Source organism: Streptomyces sp. CC228A (assembly GCF_021390935.1).
GTDB lineage: Bacteria > Actinomycetota > Actinomycetes > Streptomycetales > Streptomycetaceae > Streptomyces.
Window position 1 is genome coordinate 434,065 of record NZ_JAJPUI010000004.1, and the last position, 19,579, is coordinate 453,643.

A 19,579-nucleotide genomic window follows, 5' to 3' on the forward strand; every position below is an offset into this window, starting at 1 on the left:
CCGGCTCCTGAACCACAGCTTCCCCTTCCCGTATCCGACCCATGGAGGATCGATGACCGACCGGACCGCCGGCGGCACCGCCGCGTCCCAGGACGACGTGCGCGCACTGCTGGACTCGCTGCCCGAGACCCTGCCCCGCGACGAGATCCTGGCCATCAACAGCGGCTCGAAGTCCGACATCCACACCGAGCGGACCTACCAGTACAACGGCTGGACCTTCACCCTGCCCCCCGGAGTCTTCAAGCCGGGCGACACCAGCCGCATCATCCACGACCGCCTCCTGGACGGCACCATCCCCCTCAAGGGCCGCACCTACGCAGCGATCGGCGTCGGCCTCGGCGTCGAAGCCGTCATCGCCGGCACCCTCGCAGCCCGCGAGGTCTACGCCGCCGACATCCACCCCGACAGCGTCGCCACCGCCACCGCCCACTACCAGCGCATCGTCGGCCACCGCCCCGACACCCTCTTCCGACCCCTGGTATCCAACCTCTTCGAACAGTTCCCCGACTCCGCCCGACTCGACGTCATCACCTTCAACCCGCCCGCCGTCAGCACCCGCACCAGCGACGACCCCACCGTGGTCCGCAACGTCTGCGTCGGCACCGACATCGTCCTGCGCTTCTTCGACCAACTCGCCACCCGCAACCTGCTCGCCCCGCACGGCGAAATCCACCTCACCGTCTCCAACACCGCCGAACTCACACGCATCATCCGCCACGGCATCGACGCAGGATTCCACCCCGCCATCCAGCACCGCCAGACCTGGGACGGCGACAACTGCCAGGCATACCTGTTCAAACTCACCCGCCACAACGCCGCCTGACCCGGGAGCACGACGACATGCACGAGCACATAGCCGAGGCCGTCAAGGAACCCGACGTCGTCACCGTCCCCCCCGGCGCGATCTGCCTGCGCTTCGAAACCATGAAGCTCTACTCGGCACTCGGCGCAGTACGCCACCTGCTGGACACCGGACAGGTCAAACCCGGCGACACCCTCATCGACAGCTCCAGCGGCATCTACGCCCACGCCCTCGCCCTCGCCTGCCACCGCCACGGCCTCAACTGCCACATCGTCGGCTCCACCACCATCGACCGCACCCTGCGCGTCCAACTGGAGATCCTCGGCGCCACCCTCGAACAAGTCCGCCCCTCCCAAAACCTCCGCCTCGACCAGAACCTCCGCGTCCAGCGCATCGGCGAACTACTCCAGCAAAACCCGCACTACCACTGGATGCGCCAATACCACGACGCCATCCACTACCTCGGCTACCGCGACATCGCCGACCTCATCCGCAAAGAAGTCCCCAACGGACCCCTCTCCCTCGTCGGAGGCGTCGGCACCGGCGCATCCACCGGCGCCATCGCCACCTACCTGCGCGAAGCCGGCCGCGACGTCACCCTCATCGGCGTCCAACCCTTCGGCAGCGTCACCTTCGGCGCCGAACACGTCTCCGACCCCGACATGATCATCGCCGGGATCGGCAGCTCCATCCCCTTCCACAACGTCCGCCACCACCTCTACGACCGCATCCACTGGATCAACTTCGACTACGCCATGTCCGGCGCCATCGAACTCCTGCGCGCCAGCGGCATCTTCGCCGGCCTCTCCGCAGGCGCCGCCTACCTCACCACCCTCTGGGAACAGAAACAAGACACCGACCCCACCTACATCTTCCTCGCCGCCGACACCGGCCACCGCTACGTCGACACCGCCTACGCCCACCACACCGCAGCACCAGGCCTCGGCACCATGCGCCCCCACGAAGTCACCACACAAAACGAACTCAAGCACCCCTGGTCCGCCATGAACTGGCCCCCACCCGACAACGGACTCCTACACGACGCACCCGCCCTCATGGCCGAACCGGCCTAGCGTCCCCCGCGTGCGGCCCGCCGCACCCCGTACCCGCCCCGTCCGACCGGAAGGTGCCTCCCATGTCCCTCGACGCGCAGACCGCCCGCGGCTTCGTGCTCCTGCCCCGCCTCCTCGGCCCCGCCGAGACGGCGGCCGCGGCCCGGTCGGCGGAGTCCGTGCTCGCCCGCGTGACGGCGAAGGCACTGGACGGAACGGACGACGCCGCCGTGTGGCCGGACGGGCACCGGCTGGAGAAGGTGGACGGCACCACCGTCCACTGGGAGCCGGACGCCCGTCCGCCCGCCGTGCGCAGCCTGTCCCCCGTCACCCACCTGGACCCGGTGCTGGACGCCCTGTGGACCGACGAACGGATCACCGCGCCCATGCGCCGGATCGTGGGCCGCGACGACCTGGGGAGGTTCACGTCGAAGCTGAACTTCAAACGGGCCGGGGTCGGTTCGGAGTTCCGCTGGCACCAGGACTACCCCTACTGGTACTGCTGCGCGGGCCCGGACGCCCGGGACGTCGCCACCGCGATGGTCTTCCTCGACGATGTCACGGCCGACAACGGCGCCCTCCAGATCGTGCCGGGCAGCCACCTGGCGGGGCCCGCGCCCCGCGACCGCGCCGAGCCGACCGGCCTGCTGGTCGACACCGCGCGCACCGACGTGCGCGGCGCCGTGACCGTCGAGGCCCCGGCCGGATCGGTGCTGATGTTCCCGGGGCTCATCGTGCACCGCTCCGGCCCCAACCGGACGGCCCGCGACCGGCGCTCCCTGCTGCTGTGCTACCAGCCGGCGGGCCGCCCCGAGCTGGCCGGCCTGCCCTACCGGCCCGAGCGCCTGGACGACCTCCCCTGACACCCCTCGCCTCCCGCCCCCTCCGTACCGCGCGTCCCGCGCCCGTACCCGTCCCGGAAAGAACACCCATGCCTCCTGCCCAGCCGCAGTCCGTCCCGGACCTCCAGCAGGCCGTCCTGGAAGGCGCTTTCGGGCCGCTTCCGAGCAAGCTGGCCGTCACCAGCGCCTTCTGGCTGCACCACACCACACGCCTGGCCGGCAGCCGGGTCACGTACCACAACCAGTACGTGCTGCTCCGCTCCGGCGACGCCTTCGGCGCGTGCGCCTTCGAAGCCGGGGAAGTGGACCCGGACTTCTGCGCCGACGCCTCCGGGCACACCCTCGACACCCTGATCCGCCACGAGTCGGCCCCCGTGCGCATCGCCGCGCTCGACGCCTACCTCGGGCGGGTACAGCCCCACCGGGGCGCCGCCGGCGCCGAGACCGTCGTCCTGCCCACCGGAGCGCCGGAGGAGCGCGCGCAGGCCAGGGATGCGGCCGTCGCCGGACTCCTCGACATCGCGCCCGGCGCGAAGGTGGCCCTGGTCGGGGTGGTCAACCCGCTGGTCGCGGCGATCCGCGAGCAAGGCGGCCACCCGCTGCCCTGCGACTTCAACCTGCGCACCACCCACTGGGGCGACCCCGTCGCGGACGACATGGCGGACGTGCTCGCCGAGGCCGACGCGGTCGTGGCGACCGGTATGACGCTCACCAACGGCAGCTTCGACCACCTCCTGGAGCACTGCCGCAAGCAGGAGGTCCCCCTCGTGGTGTACGCGCAGACCGGCAGCGCGGTCGCGCGGGCCTTCCTCGGTTCCGGTGTGACCGCCCTGTCCGCGGAGCCGTTCCCGTTCTCCCAGTTCAGCGCCGACGCGACCGCGCTGTACCGGTACCGGGCGGAGCGGGTGTGAGCAGCGAGACCAAGGGGGCCGCGGCGTCCCCGCAGACCTCCGGCACCGCCCCGGAGCCGGCCGGCACGGCCCCGAAGTCGGGGGCCGTGCCCGGGGACCTGGCGATGACCCGGGTCCTCTGGCCGTTCATGCTGGCCTCCGCCGCGGGGCTGGTGCCCTTCACCGTCTACAGCACGTTCCTCGTCCCCATCTCCGAGGCCTCCGGCGGCAGCGTGGCGGCGCTGGGCCAGCTGCGCGGCCTCGGCGGGCTGGCCGCCCTCGCCGTGGGCACCGCGCTGGCGCCGCTGATCGACCGCGTGCGCAGGGAGTGGGCGGCCGCGGGCGGCCTGGCCGTGCTCGCCGTGTCGGCGGCGCTCGGTGCGAGCGGCGGGTTCCTGCTGCTGGCGGCGTTCTGCCTGCTCGTGGGCGCGGGGACAGCCGTGCTGAACCCGGCGCTGACCGCCGCCGCGGCCGACCGGTTCGACGACGACGCGGCGGCGGGCCGGGCCGCCACCCTGATCACGGCGACCCAGTCGCTGACCGCGCTCCTCGCGGCGCCGCTCGTCGCCCTGCCGGCGCTGGTGTGGGGGTGGCAGGGCGACCTGTGGGCCATGGCGGCCCTGTGCGCGGTGCTCGCCCTGTACTTCCTGCTGCGCGGCCGCCGCAAGGCAGGGCCCGGCGCCGAGGCGCCCGGTGGTGCGGCCAGGCCCGGCTACCTGGAGTCGTTCCGGCTCCTGGCGGGTCTGCCCGGCGTGGTGCCGCTGCTCCTGGTCGCCATGTTGCGGACGGCCGCGTTCATGGGGTACCTCGCCTACCTGGCGGCCTTCTACGACGAGCGGTTCGGGCTCGCGCCGGAGCCGTTCGCGCTGGTGTGGACCCTGAGCGGGACGTCGTTCTTCCTCGGGAACCTCTTCGCCGGACGGCTGCTGAGCGCCGAGCGGACGAAGCTCCCCGCGGAGGCGCTGATGACGATCGCACTGCTGCTCGCCCTGGCCGCGCTGGTCGGCGTGTTCTTCACGCACACGCTCTGGCTGGCCCTGCCCCTGACGGCGCTCGTCGGCGCCGGGCACGCCACGGTCGCGGCCTGCGTCACCACCCTGCTGGTACGGCGCTGCGGCTCCCTGCGCGGCACCGCGCTGAGCGTGAACGCGGCCGGGATGAGCTTCGGCGTCTTCGCCGGCGCCGGGCTGGGCGGTGTGGGCCTGGCGCTCGGCGGGTTCGCGGGCGCCGCGGCCGCCCTGGGCGGGGTGACCCTCGCCGCCCTCGTCTGCGCCCGGCTCGTCGCCCGCTCCTCCCCCGCCGCCGCCGGGGCGTGACCCGGCGCGGACGGGTGCGCCCGCCCGGTCGGGGCTGACCGGGCAGGCGCACCAGCTTCACGACGGGCATGTTCGAGTGGGCCGACTACGGCGGCGGTCGTCCACGACTCCCGCTTCGTCGCGCGCGGCCGCATGGGCCGGACCATGGCCTTCGTCGCCCGCGCGGTGCAGCACGGCCTCACCGCGGGCGGGGGCGGCCTGCGGCGTGGGGCCTCCGGCACCGGGGCCTACGACGTCGACGGGCCGGGCTACGGCGACGCCGCCGGGGCCCCCGCCGTGCGGACCGCCGGTGCCGCGGGCTCCGTGAGAGCGGCGAGGATCACGTCCACGGCCTCGCCGACCGTACGCCCCCGGGGCAGGGCGGGCGGGGCGCCGGCCACGGCCCGCTCCGCGAACCCCGACTCCACGTGCGGCAGCCTGATGTCCAGAACGGCCGGGCCGGTGCGCCGCCGCTCGCGGCGCACCGCGGCCAGCCAGGCGGCCAGCGCGGCCTTCGACGCCGCGTAGTCCGCCATGCCCGCCGGCGCGGCGTCCACCACGACCCCGGTCACCGCGGCGAGGGCGCCGCCCGGCGGCACGGCGGTGAGCGCCGCGCGGAGGACGGCCGCGGGGGCCAGTGCGTTGACCGTCAGCAGGTGCTCGGCGACCGCGTCGCCGACCGACTCGGCCGGGCCGAAACCGGCGACTCCGACGCAGACCACCACCGCGTCGAGGCCGCCGAGCTCGTCCACCGCCCAGGGGACCGTACGGGCGCAGCCGTCCAGGTCGTAGGCGTCGAACCGGCGGGCCGGCGCGCCGCCGCAGGCCGCGGCGACCCGGGCCAGGGAGTCCGGGTCCCGGCCCGCCACCGCGACGCGGGCGCCCTGCCCGTGCAGCCGCCGCGCCAGGGCGGCGCCGATGGCTCCGGTGGCGCCGGGTACGAGCACGCGCGCGCCTTCCACCTCCATGATCATCCTCCTCTCCCGCGGTCTCGGCCGCCGGTGCGTCCCGGTCGTCGGTGCGCCCTGGTCGCCGGTGCTTCTCGGCTGCCGGCGGGTTCCGGGTCATCGATGCGCCCCGGTCGTCGGTGCGCTTGGGGCGCCGGTGCCCCCGAGCACCGGGGGTGACGGCCGCCGTGTGTCCCGCCGGGCCGGGTCAGTCCCGGCCGGAGGCGACGGCCCGGGAGGCGTCCGGGGCCTGACCGGACCGGGCACCCGGCGCGCTCGCGTCCGCTGACGCGGCTTCGGGCGCCCGGCGTCCCCGCGCCTGGCCGAGGGCCTCCTGCCGGGCCCGGCGCCGCGCCGCGAGGGCCTCGCGCGCCGCCTCGCGGGGGTGCCGGCGCCGCCAGTAGGGGTTGTCGTGCGGCAGGGTGCCCGACACCCGCCCGTACATGCCGAAGCAGGCGATGAGCAGGCCCATCACGAAGCTGAACATGACGTTGGTCATGCCGAAGCCGAGGACGTTGGCGGGGCGGTCCAGGGTGAAGACGTGGAAGAAGCCGCTGAGCACGAACAGCGTGCCGACGGTCATGTTAAGGGTCGACGCGACGTTGCCCCCGATCACGGCCCCGCCGATGAGGACGAGTCCCACGACGACCGAGAGCAGGCTGAGCACACCGTTGGTCGTCATCCCCGCGATGCGAGTGCCGTCCGTGTCGAAGGGGCTCAGCCGGTCCGCGAAGCCCAGGCAGCCGAACACCAGCAGGACCACTCCGCACAGCCCGGCCCCATAGCGGTACACCCGGGCAAGCCGGTGGTCCACGGGCAGTTCCTCGCGCAGCCTCATGACGCGTCCTCTCCGTCGCTCGGAAGCGCCCCCGCGACGAAGCCGATGCTCCGTCCGCCTTCGTCCGCTTTTCTCCGCGGACACGGGGATCGGTTGCAGGGCCGTCCGGGGCCGAGGCGAAGCACGTCGTGCGGGCGGCATCCGGAGCAGGCCCGGCGGCGGGACCGGGGCGGCGGGCGCCGCGGGACGGCGGGACCGGCCGGCCGGCGCGGCCGTGCACGCGGTGCAGGCGTGACCGGCCAAGAGCGAGGAGGCGCTGTCGTGACGGTTCCCCACTGACTGCTCGGCGACCGGCTCGGTCCGCACTTCCTGACCGCCGGGCCGGAGGGCCCCGCACGGGACGCGCCCGTGGTCATGATCGAGGCCCGCTCGGTGTTCCGCCGCCGGCGCTTCCACCGGGCGAAGGCGCACCTGGTGCTCTCCGCCATGCGGCACCACGCCGCGGAGCTCGGCGACCGGGTGCGCTACGTCCGCGCCGAGACCTACCGGCAGGGGCTGCGCGAGGCCGTCGGGGACGGCCCGGTCACGGTGCACCACCCGACCTCGTACGCGGCGCTGCGGCTGGTACGGTCCCTCGGCGCCGTCACGGTGCTGCCGGCGCGCGGCTTCCTCGTCGCCCGCGACGACTTCCGCGCCTGGGCGGACGGGCACGGTAATGAGCGGCTGCGGCAGGAGGACTTACCGGTGGGTGCGGCGCACGCACGGTCTGCTGGTGGACGGGGACGGCCCCGCGGGCGGACGCGGGAACCACGCCACGACAACCGCGAGCCGCCGCCCCGCGGCGCGCCCTCCCTGGGCGCGCCCGCGCCGAATTGGCCGCGGGAGGACGGCATCGACGCGGAGGTGCGCCGCGGCCTCGACCGCTGGGAGCGGGAAGGGGCGGTCCGCTTCGTGGGCCGGGACGGGCCGCGCCTCTTCCCCGCCTCCCGGCGGGAGGCGCCGGCCGCGCTGCGCCGGTTCGCCGAGCGCCGCCTCGCCGGGTTCGGGCCGTACGAGGACGCGATGCCGGCGCGGGACCCGGTCATGAGCCACAGCCTGCTGTCGTCGTCCCTCAACCCTCGGCCTGCTGCGTACTGGGCCTTCCTGCACCGGCACCGCGCCCGGCTGGAGCGCAATCCGCGGATGACGCGGGCGGTGCGGGGCCTGGACCGGCTCGGGGACCTGGACGGGCTGCTGGACCGGGAGCGGCGGCGCGGCGACGGCCCGCCCTGACCCCCGGGCGGTCACCGCCGCAGGTCGCGGAGCACCTCCCGCGCGGCCCGCGCCCCGGACGCGAGCGCGCCCTGCACCGATCCGGTGGCGCGGTGGTCGCCGCACACGTACCGGCCGGGGCCACCCGCGCGGGGCGGGTCAGCGGCTGCGGCGGCGCCATGGCCGGCAGGGCGTCGTCGACGGTGCGCACGGCGAGCAGGTCCCAGCCGTCCGTGCCGGTGCCGTACGCCTCGGCGAGCGCCGCCCGCACCCCGCGCTCCCCGCCCTCCTCGTCCCGGCCCAGGACGGAGGTGGCGACGAGCGCGTGGCCGGGCGGGGCGCAGGAGGGCACGACGTCGCTGAGGACGCATGTGTCGAGGAAGCGGCGCCGGGTGTCCACGAGCAGCGTCGGCTCGCCGAGGGGGGAGCGCGGCGCGACGTGGCAGTACGTCGTCACGACGCGGTAGTCCGGCACGCCGACGCCGGGCAGCAGCGCGGCGACGGGTCCGGGGCCGGTGGCGACGACGACGGCGCGCGCGGGGACCTCCCGGCCGTCGGCGGTGGCCGCGCCGTCGGCCGTGAGCCGCTCGACGGGGGTCTCCAGGCGCACGGTCCCCGCGGGCAGGGCGGCGGCCAGGGCGCGGGGACGGCCGCGATGCCTTCGGCGGGCAGGCACAGGGTGCCGCGCAGCATGCTCCGCCACACGAGGTGGAACACGCGGCTGGAGGTCTCCAGCCGGTCCTCCAGGAAGACGCCCGACAGGAACGGGCGGAAGAACGTCTCCACGAACGCGTCGGACACCCCGGCGTCGGCGAGGGCGGCCCGGGTGGTGGTGTCGGGCAGCCGCTTCAGCAGGCGCGGCGGGGCGAGCATGTCCCGGGCGGAGAGCAGGCCGGTGGCGGCGAGGTCGCGGGCGCCGGCGAGGCGGCCCGGCAGCAGGTCGGGCAGCGTGCGCGGGCGGCGCGTGGGATCGGTGAACCGGAGGCGGCCGGACGGGCTGTGGATCAGGACGCCGGGGGTGGAGGGCCGCAGCCGCAGGTCCTTCAGGACCAGTCGGCGCCGCACCTGCGGATAGGAGGTGTTGAACACCTGGAACCCGCGGTCCACCACGAAGCCGTCGACGCGGTCGGAGCGCATCCGGCCGCCCACGTCGTCGGACGCCTCCACGACCCGGACGCCGACGCCGGCCGCCAGCAGGTCGCGGGCGCAGGCCAGCCCGGCGACCCCGGCCCCGACCACCAGCACGTCCGTCGCTTCCCGCGCTGCGGACACATGACCACCTCTTCCCCTCGTCGGTGCGGGCCGTGCCGCCCGCCGCTCGTGCCGTTCGGGCTCCACGGCCCCGGCCGGCGCTCCCGTCCCGTCCGTGTTCCACGCCGCGCCCCGGGCCACGCCGGTCGCCCGCGCCGCCCCGGGCGCCGGTGGTGTGCCGGCTCCGGGGCGGCCGCTTCACCGCCCGGCCCAGGCGGCGAGTTTCGGCAGCACGGTGCCCCGCCCGCGGTCCGGTACGGTCCACAGCGTCTGCCCGCGCACGCCCCACCGCTGCAGCAGCGCGTTCGCGGCGAGGAACCCGGTCGTGGCCGCCCGCTCCATGAGCGCCACGGGAAGGTCGGTGCGCACGGTGTCCCCGGCCACGACGAGGGCGGGGTCCGGGGTGCGGACGGCGGGCCGGTCGGCGTAGCCGCCCACGGGGAACAGCGGGCAGTCCTCGCGCCACTCGTGCCGGACGTCGACGACCGAGGCCGTGCGCGTCTCCGGGTACACGCGGCGGAGCTGCTCGACGAGGCGCCGCTCCTCGGCGCCGCGGTCGGCGCCCGGATCGACCGCGTAGGCGTGGAGCTCGACGACGGACCCTCCCGTGCGCGCCGCCCAGCGGGCCGCCTCGTCCTCCCAGCGGTCCAGCACGCTGATGTTGTCGAGGCCGCCGAAGCCGCTGGTGCCGAGGAAGCCGGGCCGGTCGGCGGCCACGGGGCGGTCCAGCCACAGCCGGGTGACCAGGAACGGCGGGGCGGTGCGCAGGCGGGCGACCCGTTCCCGCCACGGGGCGTCGCCCAGCCGGTCGGAGCGGCCGACGAGGGACCGCAGGCCGCCGGGGTCGAGGGCGAGGACCACGGCGTCGTACCGGCGCTCGCCGCCCCCGGCGGCGACGTCGTGGCCGCCGCCCCGTACGGGCGCGACGTGCTCGACGACGGTGCCCGTGCGCAGTTCGACGCCGAGGCCCTTCAGGTACCCGGCCAGGGGGTCCCAGAGGGCCTGCGGGAAGGGCGAGCGGGGCACGTCGAACAGCAGGCCCTCGGCGGAGCCGAGGAAGTAGATGTGGAACATCAGCGCCATCTCGGCCGCCGACAGCTGCCGCGGGTCGGCGAAGAAGCTCCGGGAGAACACCTCGAACGCCAGGTGCCGGGCGCGTTCGGGGAAGCGCACCGCGTCCAGGAAGGCGTGCGCGGAGGTGCCGTCGAGGCGGTCGTACACGCCGGGGACGCGGACGTCGAGCAGGGGCAGGGCCGCGACCAGGTCCATGGCGCGCAGGTCCCGCAGCCGGAAGGACGGGCTGAGCGCGACGAAGCCCAGCGCGCTCCACGGCGGGGTGCGGGGGACGTGCCGGAAGCCGTCCCGCATGCCGTCGGCGTGCAGCAGCGGGTAGTCGGGCAGGCCGGTCAGCCGGTCCAGCCCCGGGTCGGTGCGGCGCAGCAGGCCCCGCAGGTTGTAGTACTGCCGGAAGAACGCGTGGAAGCCCCGGCTCATGGTGACGGCGGTGCCGTCGCTCAGGCGGGTGGGCCAGCCGCCGACCCGCCCGCCGACGTACGCCTCCCGCTCGTACAGGGTCACCGCGACGCCCCGCTCGGCCAGGGCGGTGGCGGCGGCGAGCCCGGCGATCCCGGCGCCGACCACGGCGACCGAGGGCGGCCGGTCGCGTGCCCGGCTCCGTGGTGGGCGGGCAGGACGCGGGCCCGCCGGTCGCGGCCGCGGCGGGCCGCTCCCCTGCGCGGGGCGGGGAGCGTCATCGGGGCTCCTCCCCGCGGCGGGCCACGAACGTGTGGGTGATGCCGGTCTGCCAGCCGGGCAGGGGCAGGGTGCGGACCCGGTCGAAGCCGGCGTCGCGGAGGCGTTCGGCGAACCGCCCGGCGGTGTCGAAGCCGACGACGCTGCGCCACAGGTGGCGGTACAGCGGCCCGTCCCCGAGGAGGGTGGCCGCCGGCTGGACGACGCCGCGGCACACCAGGGTCCACACCGCCCGGTCGGCGCGGCGGCCGCTGAGCGTGTACTCGTGGACGCCGAGCCGTCCGCCGGGCCGCAGCAGGCCGCGGACGGCGGTGAGGACGGCGTCGGGATCGGAGACGTTCCGGAACAGGTAGGCGGCGAACACCGCGTCGAAGGGCCCGTCCACGCCCGCGGCGGCCAGCCGCTCGACCGGGGCGTGCACGAACCGCACCCCGCCCGCCCACGGCTTGGCGGCGGCCCGCTCCAGCATGCCGGCGGAGGCGTCCACGGCCGTGAGGTCGGCGGCCGGGAGGAGGGAGCGGAGCGCGGCCGTCGAGGCGCCGGTGCCGCAGCCGAGGTCCAGGACGCGCAGTCCCTGCCCGTGCCCGGGCAGGCCGAGGCGGCACACCGAGCGCCGCAGGTGCGCGTGGTAGCCGGGATTGGCGGCCACCAGCGTGTCGTAACTGCGGGACGCGTGGTCGAACGCGGCGGCGAGGTCTTCGTCGCGCAGCAGGGTCATACGGCCTCCAGGGACGGGGCGAGAAGGGACTCGGGGTCGGGTCAGTCGGAGGGGCGGCGCGGCAGGCGCGGCAGTTCGGCGGCGCTGCGGAGCATCGGGCCGATCGGGGTGCGGAGTCCCACGGACAGGTCCTCGAACAGGCCGGTACGGCCGTCGAGGAAGCGCAGCAGCCTCCGCATGGGGACGTCGGCGAACAGCCGGGCGAACAGCGCGGGCCCGTCGACCCGGCCGCTGTCCAGGGCCCTGAGGAGGACGGCGTCCATGGCGCGGGCCCGGGCGGAGTGGGCGGCGGGCGGCACCGGGGTGCGCGCCCCTGCCGGAGCGCGGCGGCGACGGCCCGCGTCTGGCGCTGGAGGCCGGCGAAGGTGTAGCCGGTGGACGGGCGGGTCGCGGCTCCGGCGGCGCCGATCCGGAACACCGAGGCGCCGACGCGCCGCGCCATGGGGGCGTCCGTCATGGGGATCACACCGGTCTCGGTGGCGACGACCTCCGTGTCGCCGAGCCGCAGCACGTCCTCGACGTAGTGCCGTACGGCCGCCGCGTATCCGCTCGCTGTGAGGACCTCGCGGGAGAACTCGGTGTACTCCACGAGGGCTTCGCACGGTCCGGTGGGCAGGACGTAGCCGAAGGACAGTCCGTCGCGGGGCTGCGGTGTGCGGAAGTCCATGAGTTCGGCGGTCCTGGGGTCGAAGGCGGGCCGCGCGGTGCGGACGAACCAGCCGTGGAAGTGCTGGAGCAGGGTGGTGCGGGCGGCCGGGAGGCTGCCGAGGGGGCGCGAGTCGAACACCCAGCGGGCGTCCACGATGCCCTCGCCGCCGTCCGGGCCGGTGGTCAGGACGCGGGCCCCGCCCGGGTACTCGTCCACGGTGTCCACGACGGCCTCCACCCGCCGGACGTTGGGGCTGCCCGCCAGGTCCCGGCCGACGAGGGACTCGAAGTCGTCGGAGCGGATCATCTTGTAGCGCAGCGGCGCGATGTCGCCGCCGATCGGCGGCCCGGCGGGCGGCCGTACCCGCAGGTGCCGCCACTGCGACCGCACGGCCGCGTCGAAGCGGCCGCGGCCGGACTCCCAGAAGCACCACGTCCGCGGCGGGGGCCGCAGCGGCCCCGGGGGCGCGTCGACGAGGACCACGGACGGCGTCCGGGCCCCCGGCACCCGTCCGCTCAGGCGGTGGGCCAGGGACAGCCCGGCCGCTCCCGCCCCGATGACGGCCACATCCACCTCCGGCACCCCGGCTCCCTCCGTCCCTCGTCCGCGTGCGCGCACCTGACGCCCTTTCCCGTCCCGCACCCGCATCGGATGCCGTCACCCGGGCGGGCGCGTCCACCCGGTGGCTTTCCGGGGGTTTCGGGGACCGGGCACGATCCGCATCCGTATCACGGGGGATGGCCGAAGGACGATGAAGAAGGCATCGACACCACGACGAGAGGAACCGGGATGCGGCCCACTCAGGCGAAGGACCATCCCGCGGCCGCGCCGCCGCCCGTCCCCCGCCTGGTGGCCCCGCAGGAGCCTCCCCGGCACGAGCGCCCCGGCCGGTCCGCCGCCGGCCGGGCGCACGGCCACGGGTCTTCCGGGGCCGCGACTCCCCAGCACGCGGCCGCCCCGCACACCCCGGACCCGCACGCCACCGCCCCGCACGCGACTCCCGGGCACCTCGCGGCCCCGCACACGGCCGCCCCGCACACCGCGGACCCGCGCGCCCCGCACGCCTCCGCCCCGCACACGGCTCCCGGGCGCCTCGCGGACCCGCACACCACCACCCCACACGCCACCGCCCCACGCACGGCCGCCCCACACACCCCGGACCCGCACGCCTCCGCCTCGCACGCGGCTCCCGGGCACCTCGCGGACCCGCGCACCGCGCCCCGGCACGCGGCGCCCGCGCACCCCGCGGATCCGGACGCCGCCGGTACGGTCACCGCGGGCCGGGACAGCGCGGGAACGGCCGCCGCGGACCCCCGCGCCCCGGGTCCGGACGCCTCGGGTGCGGCGGCCGTCGACGCGGACGTGCCCGCCGCGGTCGGCCGGGTGCTGGAGCAGGTGCTCGCCGACCGGCTCGCACGGGCCCGCGCCCTGGACGGCCGGTTCGCCCAGGAACTCGCCGCGCACGTGGCCCGGTTCACGCAGGAGGGCGGCAAGCGCACCCGGTCGCAGCTCGTCTGGTGGGCGATGCGTGCCTGCGGCGGGGCCGGCGAGGACTCCGTCGCCGCCGCCCTGCGGATCGGCGCGGCACTCGAACTGCTGCAGACCTGCGCCCTCGTCCACGACGACGTGATGGACGGCTCGACGCAGCGGCGCGGCCGTCCCGCCCTGCACGCCGAGGTACGCGACCGGCACGCCGAGGCCGCGCCGCCGTCCCGCGCCGCCCGCTTCGGTGAGGCGGCCGCGATCCTCGCCGGGGACCTCGCGCTCGCGTGGGCCGACGACGTGGTGGCCGAACTGGCGCTGGACCCGTGGACGGCGACCGTGGTGCACCGGCTGTGGAGCGACATGCGGACGGAGATGGTGGCCGGCCAGTTCCTCGATCTCCAGGGCCAGCTCACCGGATCGCGCTCCCAGCCGCGCGCGCTGCGGGCCGCTGGCCTCAAGAGCGCGCTCTACTCGGTGGAGCGGCCCCTCGCGCTGGGGGCCGCCGTCGCCGGCGCCGAGGCCCGCACCCTCCAGGCGCTGTGCTCGGCGGGGCGCTGCGTGGGCATGGCCTTCCAGCTACGCGACGACCTGGACGACGTCTTCGGGGACCCCGCCCGCACCGGCAAGCCGTGCGGCGGCGACATCCGCGAGGGCAAGCCGACGTATCTGGTCGCCGTGGCGACGGCGCGCGCGGCGGCCGCCTCCGACCGGCACGCCCGGGACGTGCTGGAACGGGCCCTCGGCGACCCGGAGTTGACCCCCGCGGGGTTGGAGGAGGTACGCGACGTGCTGGTGCGCACCGGCGCCCGGGCCGCGGTCGAGGCCAAGATCGGCCGGCTGGCGGCGCAGGGCCTGCGCCACTTCGACGGCGCGCCGCTCGCCCCGGACGCCGGGGGCAGGCTGCGGGAGCTGCTGGCCGCGGCGGCGGGATCCCGCGCTCCAGGCGAGCCGCCGGCCCGCCCGCATCCCGAGCCGTCCCCCGCCCCCGTCGGCCCCGGCACGCCGGAGGTGCGGCGATGACCCGCACGGTGAAGGGCCGCACGGACCATGTGGTGGTCGTCGGCGCGGGGTTCGCCGGCCTGTCGGCCGCGCTGCACCTCCTGGGCGCCGGGCGCCGGGTCACCGTCGTCGAGCGGGACCCGCTGCCCGGCGGACGGGCCGGCCGCATGGACCTCGGCGGCTACCGCATCGACACCGGACCGACCGTGCTGACCATGCCCGACCTCGCCGACGAGGCCTTCGCGGCGGTCGGCGACAGCCTGTACGACCGGGTGGAGCTGATCCCGCTGCACCCGGCGTACCGGGCGTCGTTCGCGGACGGCAGCGCACTCGACGTGCACACCGACGGCGACGCGATGGCCGCCGAGGTCGAGCGGTTCGCCGGGGCCGCGGAGGCGGCGGGCTACCGGCGGCTGCGGACCTGGCTGGAGCGGCTGTACCGGGCGCAGATGCGCCACTTCATCGACGCGAACTTCGACTCGCCCCTCGACCTGCTGACCGGCGACCTCGCCCGCCTCGCGGCGCTCGGCGGCTTCGGCCGGCTCGACCGGCGCATCGGCCGCTTCCTGAAGGACGAGCGGCTGCAGCGGGTGTTCTCCTTCCAGGCGCTGTACGCGGGCGTCCCGCCGGCCCGGGCCCTGGCGGCGTACGCCGTCATCGCCTACATGGACACGGTCGCCGGGGTGTACTTCCCGCGCGGCGGCATGCACGCCCTGCCGCAGGCCATGGCGGACGCCGCCGCCGACGCGGGGGCCGAGCTGCGGTTCGGCCAGGAGGCCGCCCGGCTGGAGCGGTCGGGTGACCGGATCACCGCCGTGGTCACCGGCGAGGACCGCATCCCGTGCGACGCGGTCGTGCTCACCCCCGACCTGCCCGTCGCGTACCGGCTCCTCGGCCGCCGCCCGCGCAGGCCCGTGCGGCTGCGGCACTCGCCGTCCGCGGTCGTGCTGCACGCCGGCACGGACCGCACCTGGCCGCACCTCGCGCACCACACGATCTCGTTCGGCGCGGCGTGGCGCACCACGTTCGACGAACTCACCCGTGAGGGGCGGCTGATGAGCGACCCTTCGCTGCTGGTCACCCGGCCCACGGCAACCGATCCCTCGCTCGCCCCGCCGGGCCGCCACCTGCACTACATCCTCGCGCCCTGCCCCAACACGGCCCTCGGTCCCGGCGCCGCCGCGTGGGGCGAGCTCGGCCCGCGCTACCGGGACTCCCTGCTGCGGGAGCTGGAGCGGCGCGGCCTCGACGGGATCGGGGCGGCCGTCGACGAGGAGTGCCTCGTCACCCCGGCCGACTGGCTCGGGCAGGGGCATGCGGCCGGCACGCCGTTCTCGGCGGCCCACACCTTCCTGCAGACGGGCCCCTTCCGGCCGCGGAACCTGGTGCGCGGCACGGAGAACGCCGTACTCGCCGGGTGCGGCACCACCCCGGGTGTCGGGGTGCCGACCTCCCTGGTGTCGGGGAAGCTGGCGGCGGCCCGCATCACCGGCGGCACCGTGCGCCCCGCCAACCGCCCGGCGCCCGCACGAGCCGAGGAGGCCCCCGCATGACCGGCCGCGAACTCGACGCCGCGGGCATCACCGACCCGGCGCTGCGGGCCGCCTACCGCCGCTGCCGGGCGCTCAACGCGGCGCACGGCAGGACGTACTTCCTCGCGACCCGGCTGCTGCCCGCGGACCGCAGGCCCGCCGTGCACGCGCTGTACGGGTTCGCCCGGTGGGCCGACGACATCGTCGACTCCCTCGACTCCGGGGCGGATGGCCCGGCGCGGGAGGCGCGGCTTGCGGAGCTCCAGCGGCGGCTGGACAGGGGTCTGCGGGAAGGCGCCGGCGACGAGCCGGTGGTGCTGGCCGTCGCGGACACCGCGCGCCGCTACGCCATCGAGCACGGCCACTTCCGCGACTTCATGGCGGCGATGCGGTCCGACCTGGTGGTGGCGGACTACCCGACCTACGCCGACCTGCGCCGCTACATGCACGGCTCGGCCGCCGTGATCGGGCTGCAGATGCTGCCGGTGCTGGGCACGGTGGTGCCGCGCGAGGAGGCCGCGCCCCACGCGGCCGCCCTCGGCGTGGCCTTCCAGCTGACGAACTTCCTGCGGGACGTGGGCGAGGACCTCGACCGGGGCCGCGTGTACGTGCCGGGCGACCTGCTGGCCGGGCACGGAGCGGACCGGGAGCTGCTGCGCTGGTGCCGCGACACGGGGCGCGACGACCGCCGTGTGATCGCCGCCCTGCGGGAGTTCGAGGCGCTCACCCGCCGGGTCTACCGGGAGGCGGAGCCCGGTCTGGGGATGCTCGACCCGGTGGCGCGGCCCTGCATCCGCACCGCGTACGTCCTCTACGGCGGGATCCTCGACGCCGTGGCCGGGGACGGCTACGCGGTGCTGCACCGCCGCGCGGTGGTGCCGCGGCGGACCCGCGCGGCGGTCGCGGCGGACGGGCTGGTCCGGGTGGCCGCCGCGCGGCTGCGGCACCGCCGCCGGTCCCGTACCGCTCCGCCCGCCCCGTCCGCCGCCCCTGCCCGTCCGGTCTCCGAGGAGGTCGCGTGAACCCCCGGCCCCGCGCCCGTCTGCCCCTGTCGCTGCGCCGCCGCCCCGTCCCGTGGGACCGGCAGCGGCCCACCTGGCGCGACGCCAAGCCGGGCGTCATCGCGGCCGCGTTGAAGCGCGCCCAGGCCCGCCCGTCCGGCAACTGGTACGTCCTCGGCGCCACCGGCGCGGTGCGGCCCGACCGCCCGCTGGCGGCACGGTGGCGGGCCGGGAGGTGGTCGTCTGGCGCGGCGCCGGCGGGCGCCTCCACGCCGGTCCCGGTGTCTGCCCGCACCTCGGGGCGCCGCTGGCGGACAGTCCCGTCCGGTGCGGCACGCTGGTGTGCCACTGGCACGGACTCGCCCTGGACGGGTCGCCGTTCGCGGGCTGGGAGCCGCTGCCCGTCTTCGACGACGGGGTCCTGGTCTGGGTGCGGCTGGACGAAGTCGGCGGTGAGGAACCGCTCGACGCGCCCGTGGTACCGGTCCGCCCGGCGCTCGGCGGCGGGTTGGCGGCCGTGTACACGGGCACCGGGGTCTGCGAGCCCGAGGACGTCGTGGCCAACCGCCTGGACCCCTGGCACGGGGCGTGGTACCACCCGTACTCGTTCGTCGACCTGACGGTGGTCGGCACCCCGGGTGAGGACGGTGACGGCTTCACCGTCGACGTGTCCTTCAAGGTGGCGGGGCGGCTGGTGGTGCCGGTCCGGGCGGTGTTCACCGCTCCCGAGCCGCGGACCGTCGTCATGCACATCACGGAGGGGGAGGGGGCGGGTTCCGTGGTGGAGACCCACGCCACCCCGCTCGGCGCCGACGACCGGGGCCGCCCGCGCACGGCGGTGACGGAGGCCGTGGTGGCGGCGTCCGACCGGCCGGGGTTCGCCTTCGTCCGCAGGGCCGCCCCGCTGCTGCGGCCCGTGGTGCAGGCCGCGGCGGGACGCCTCTGGCGCGACGACCTCGCCTATGCCGAGCGCCGCTGGGCACTGCGGTCGTCGGGCCGGTTCCCGGGCTGACGCCGGGCCCGCGCCCGCGGGAGCAGGGTGCGGGCGCGGGGCGCGGGGGCGCGGGCTGTCCCCGGCGGGCGGCCGCCCCGCGTCAGAAGGCGTACCGGACCTCCAGCCAGGGGGCGCGGCGGCCGATCAGGTCGCGCAGCGCGGCCACCGCCTCGGCCTTCACCCCGTTGCGGTAGCGGACGTTGAGGGCTCCGTTCTCGGAACGCTTGGCCTGCTGGAGCTCCGGCCGCCACAGCACGTCCTCCGCGCGGGGGTGCCAGCCGAGGTTGACCTCGTGCAGGTCCTGGTTGTGCGTCAGCATGACGACCTCCGCGGCGGCCTGCCGCTTCACCCGCTGCGGCAGGACGTCGTCGAGGTGCCGCAGCAGCTCCGCCCAGGCGTCCTGCCAGCCGGGGCGGAGGACCACGGGCGAGAGGTTGAAGTGCACTTCGTAGCCGGCGTCCAGGAAGTCCGCGGCGGCGGCGACGCGCTCGGCGACGGGCGAGGTCCGCACGTCGAGGAGGCGTGAGTCGTCCGGCGGCATGAGGGAGAAGCGGATCCGCGTCCGTCCGCGCGGCTGGAGCGCGAGCAGGTCGGGGTTGACGAACTTGGTCGCGAAGGACGCCTTGGCGGTGGGCCACCGCGTGAAGGCGCGCACGAGGTCGGCGGTGTTGTCGGAGATCAGTGCGTCCACCGAGCAGTCGCCGTTCTCCCCGATGTCGTACACCCAGGACCGGGCGTCGCACTGGTTCGGTTCCGGCTTGGGCCCCTGGCGTGCGATGTGGCGGGCCAGGTGGGCGATGATCCGGTCGATGTTGGTGAAGACGGTGATCGGATTGGCGTAGCCCTTGCGGCGCGGGACGTAGCAGTAGGCGCAGGCCATCGCGCAGCCGTTGGAGGCGCCGGGGGCGATCCAGTCGGCGGACCGGCCGTTGGGGCGGGTGGTGAGGGTCTTCTTCTCCCCGAGAACGAGCGTCTCGCCCTTGATCCGGACCCAGCGGTCGACGTTGCCCTCGTTGCCGTGCAGTCCGGGGATGCGCCAGTGGGAGTCCACGGTGACCAGCCGGGCGTCGGGGAAGCGGCGCAGGACCTGCCGGCCCCGCGGGGAGGCCGCCGCGGCGGGTTCCGCGTGGATCTCCCGTACGGGCAGCAGCCGGCGTGCCGCCGCCGAGTCCCGAAAGAGCGGCCCGTCCCGCGGCCCGGCCGGCTGTGCCCCCGTGTCGAGGGCGTCCAGTCCGAACAGCGCGCCGGAGTCGTCGTCCGGCCCGGTGGGCGGGTGGTGCATGAGCGCTCCGCTACGGGTGGTACGGGGTGCCGAAGGCATCCGGCCCTCCCACTTTACGG

At 76.2% G+C, this 19,579-nt stretch carries 12 protein-coding genes and 5 pseudogenes; 10 read left to right on the top strand and 7 right to left on the bottom strand.

What is annotated here, in order from left to right:
• Positions 1–52: 52 nt before the first annotated feature.
• The 5 genes from L6E17_RS14815 (at position 53) to L6E17_RS14835 (ending at position 4,902) form a co-directional block, all read left to right on the top strand.
• Entirely contained in the window at positions 53–823 is a 771-nt protein-coding gene (locus L6E17_RS14815) for a methyltransferase (RefSeq protein ID WP_236241241.1), read from the top strand.
• 17 nt (positions 824–840) lie between these two features.
• Positions 841–1,875: a pyridoxal-phosphate dependent enzyme gene (locus tag L6E17_RS14820; protein WP_236241242.1), complete on the top strand. Its 1,035-nt coding sequence runs from the start codon at positions 841–843 to the stop codon at positions 1,873–1,875.
• Between the two features lie 62 nt (positions 1,876–1,937).
• The gene (locus L6E17_RS14825) at positions 1,938–2,717 is read left to right on the top strand and encodes a phytanoyl-CoA dioxygenase family protein (RefSeq protein WP_236241243.1); all 780 of its coding nucleotides are present in this window, start codon (positions 1,938–1,940) and stop codon (positions 2,715–2,717) included.
• Positions 2,718–2,785: 68 nt separating this feature from the next.
• Positions 2,786–3,607 (top strand): Rossmann-like domain-containing protein, encoded by an 822-nt coding sequence (locus tag L6E17_RS14830; protein ID WP_236241244.1) that lies wholly within the window; start codon positions 2,786–2,788, stop codon positions 3,605–3,607.
• A complete protein-coding gene (locus L6E17_RS14835; RefSeq protein WP_308315878.1) occupies positions 3,604–4,902 on the top strand; it encodes an MFS transporter in 1,299 nt (432 codons plus the stop codon). The genes L6E17_RS14830 and L6E17_RS14835 overlap by 4 nt, the downstream gene beginning before the upstream one ends.
• Before the next feature lie 248 nt (positions 4,903–5,150).
• On the opposite strand, the gene L6E17_RS14840 is transcribed toward L6E17_RS14835, so the two are convergent.
• Both L6E17_RS14840 and L6E17_RS14845 read right to left on the bottom strand, forming a co-directional pair.
• Positions 5,151–5,849 (bottom strand): SDR family oxidoreductase, encoded by a 699-nt coding sequence (locus L6E17_RS14840; protein WP_236241245.1) that lies wholly within the window; start codon positions 5,847–5,849, stop codon positions 5,151–5,153.
• 187 nt (positions 5,850–6,036) lie between these two features.
• Positions 6,037–6,666 carry a DUF4383 domain-containing protein gene (locus L6E17_RS14845; protein ID WP_236241246.1) on the bottom strand — a complete coding sequence of 210 codons (630 nt, stop codon included), beginning with the start codon at positions 6,664–6,666 and terminating at the stop codon, positions 6,037–6,039.
• A gap of 279 nt (positions 6,667–6,945) precedes the next feature.
• Here L6E17_RS14845 and L6E17_RS14850 point away from each other — a divergent pair.
• Positions 6,946–7,722 (top strand): annotated as a pseudogene (locus L6E17_RS14850) (cryptochrome/photolyase family protein); the annotation flags it as partial.
• A gap of 167 nt (positions 7,723–7,889) precedes the next feature.
• Here the strand turns inward: L6E17_RS14850 and L6E17_RS14855 are convergent.
• The 4 genes and pseudogenes from L6E17_RS14855 to L6E17_RS14870 form a co-directional block, all read right to left on the bottom strand.
• A pseudogene (locus L6E17_RS14855) lies at positions 7,890–9,129 on the bottom strand (NAD(P)/FAD-dependent oxidoreductase).
• A 177-nt stretch (positions 9,130–9,306) separates the two neighbouring features.
• Positions 9,307–10,862: pseudogene (locus L6E17_RS14860) on the bottom strand (FAD-dependent oxidoreductase).
• A complete protein-coding gene (locus L6E17_RS14865; protein ID WP_236241247.1) occupies positions 10,859–11,578 on the bottom strand; it encodes a methyltransferase domain-containing protein in 720 nt (239 codons plus the stop codon). The pseudogene L6E17_RS14860 and the gene L6E17_RS14865 overlap by 4 nt, the downstream one beginning before the upstream one ends.
• A gap of 41 nt (positions 11,579–11,619) precedes the next feature.
• Positions 11,620–12,809: pseudogene (locus tag L6E17_RS14870) on the bottom strand (lycopene cyclase family protein).
• A 780-nt stretch (positions 12,810–13,589) separates the two neighbouring features.
• Here L6E17_RS14870 and L6E17_RS14875 point away from each other — a divergent pair.
• The 4 genes and pseudogenes from L6E17_RS14875 to L6E17_RS14890 all read left to right on the top strand — a co-directional run bounded on the left by L6E17_RS14875 (position 13,590) and on the right by L6E17_RS14890 (position 18,256).
• On the top strand, positions 13,590–14,732 hold the full coding sequence (locus L6E17_RS14875; protein ID WP_374109059.1) for a polyprenyl synthetase family protein: 1,143 nt from the start codon (positions 13,590–13,592) through the stop codon (positions 14,730–14,732).
• Complete coding sequence (gene crtI / locus L6E17_RS14880; protein ID WP_236241249.1) at positions 14,729–16,264, top strand: phytoene desaturase family protein; 1,536 nt, start codon at positions 14,729–14,731, stop codon at positions 16,262–16,264. Before L6E17_RS14875 ends, crtI begins: the two co-directional genes overlap by 4 nt.
• Positions 16,261–17,265 (top strand): phytoene/squalene synthase family protein, encoded by a 1,005-nt coding sequence (locus tag L6E17_RS14885; RefSeq protein WP_236241250.1) that lies wholly within the window; start codon positions 16,261–16,263, stop codon positions 17,263–17,265. Before crtI ends, L6E17_RS14885 begins: the two co-directional genes overlap by 4 nt.
• Positions 17,262–18,256 (top strand): annotated as a pseudogene (locus L6E17_RS14890) (DUF5914 domain-containing protein). Before L6E17_RS14885 ends, L6E17_RS14890 begins: the two are co-directional and overlap by 4 nt.
• Positions 18,257–18,338: 82 nt before the next feature.
• Here the strand turns inward: L6E17_RS14890 and L6E17_RS14895 are convergent.
• On the bottom strand, positions 18,339–19,520 hold the full coding sequence (locus L6E17_RS14895; protein ID WP_236241251.1) for a spore photoproduct lyase family protein: 1,182 nt from the start codon (positions 19,518–19,520) through the stop codon (positions 18,339–18,341).
• Positions 19,521–19,579: the final 59 nt, after the last annotated feature.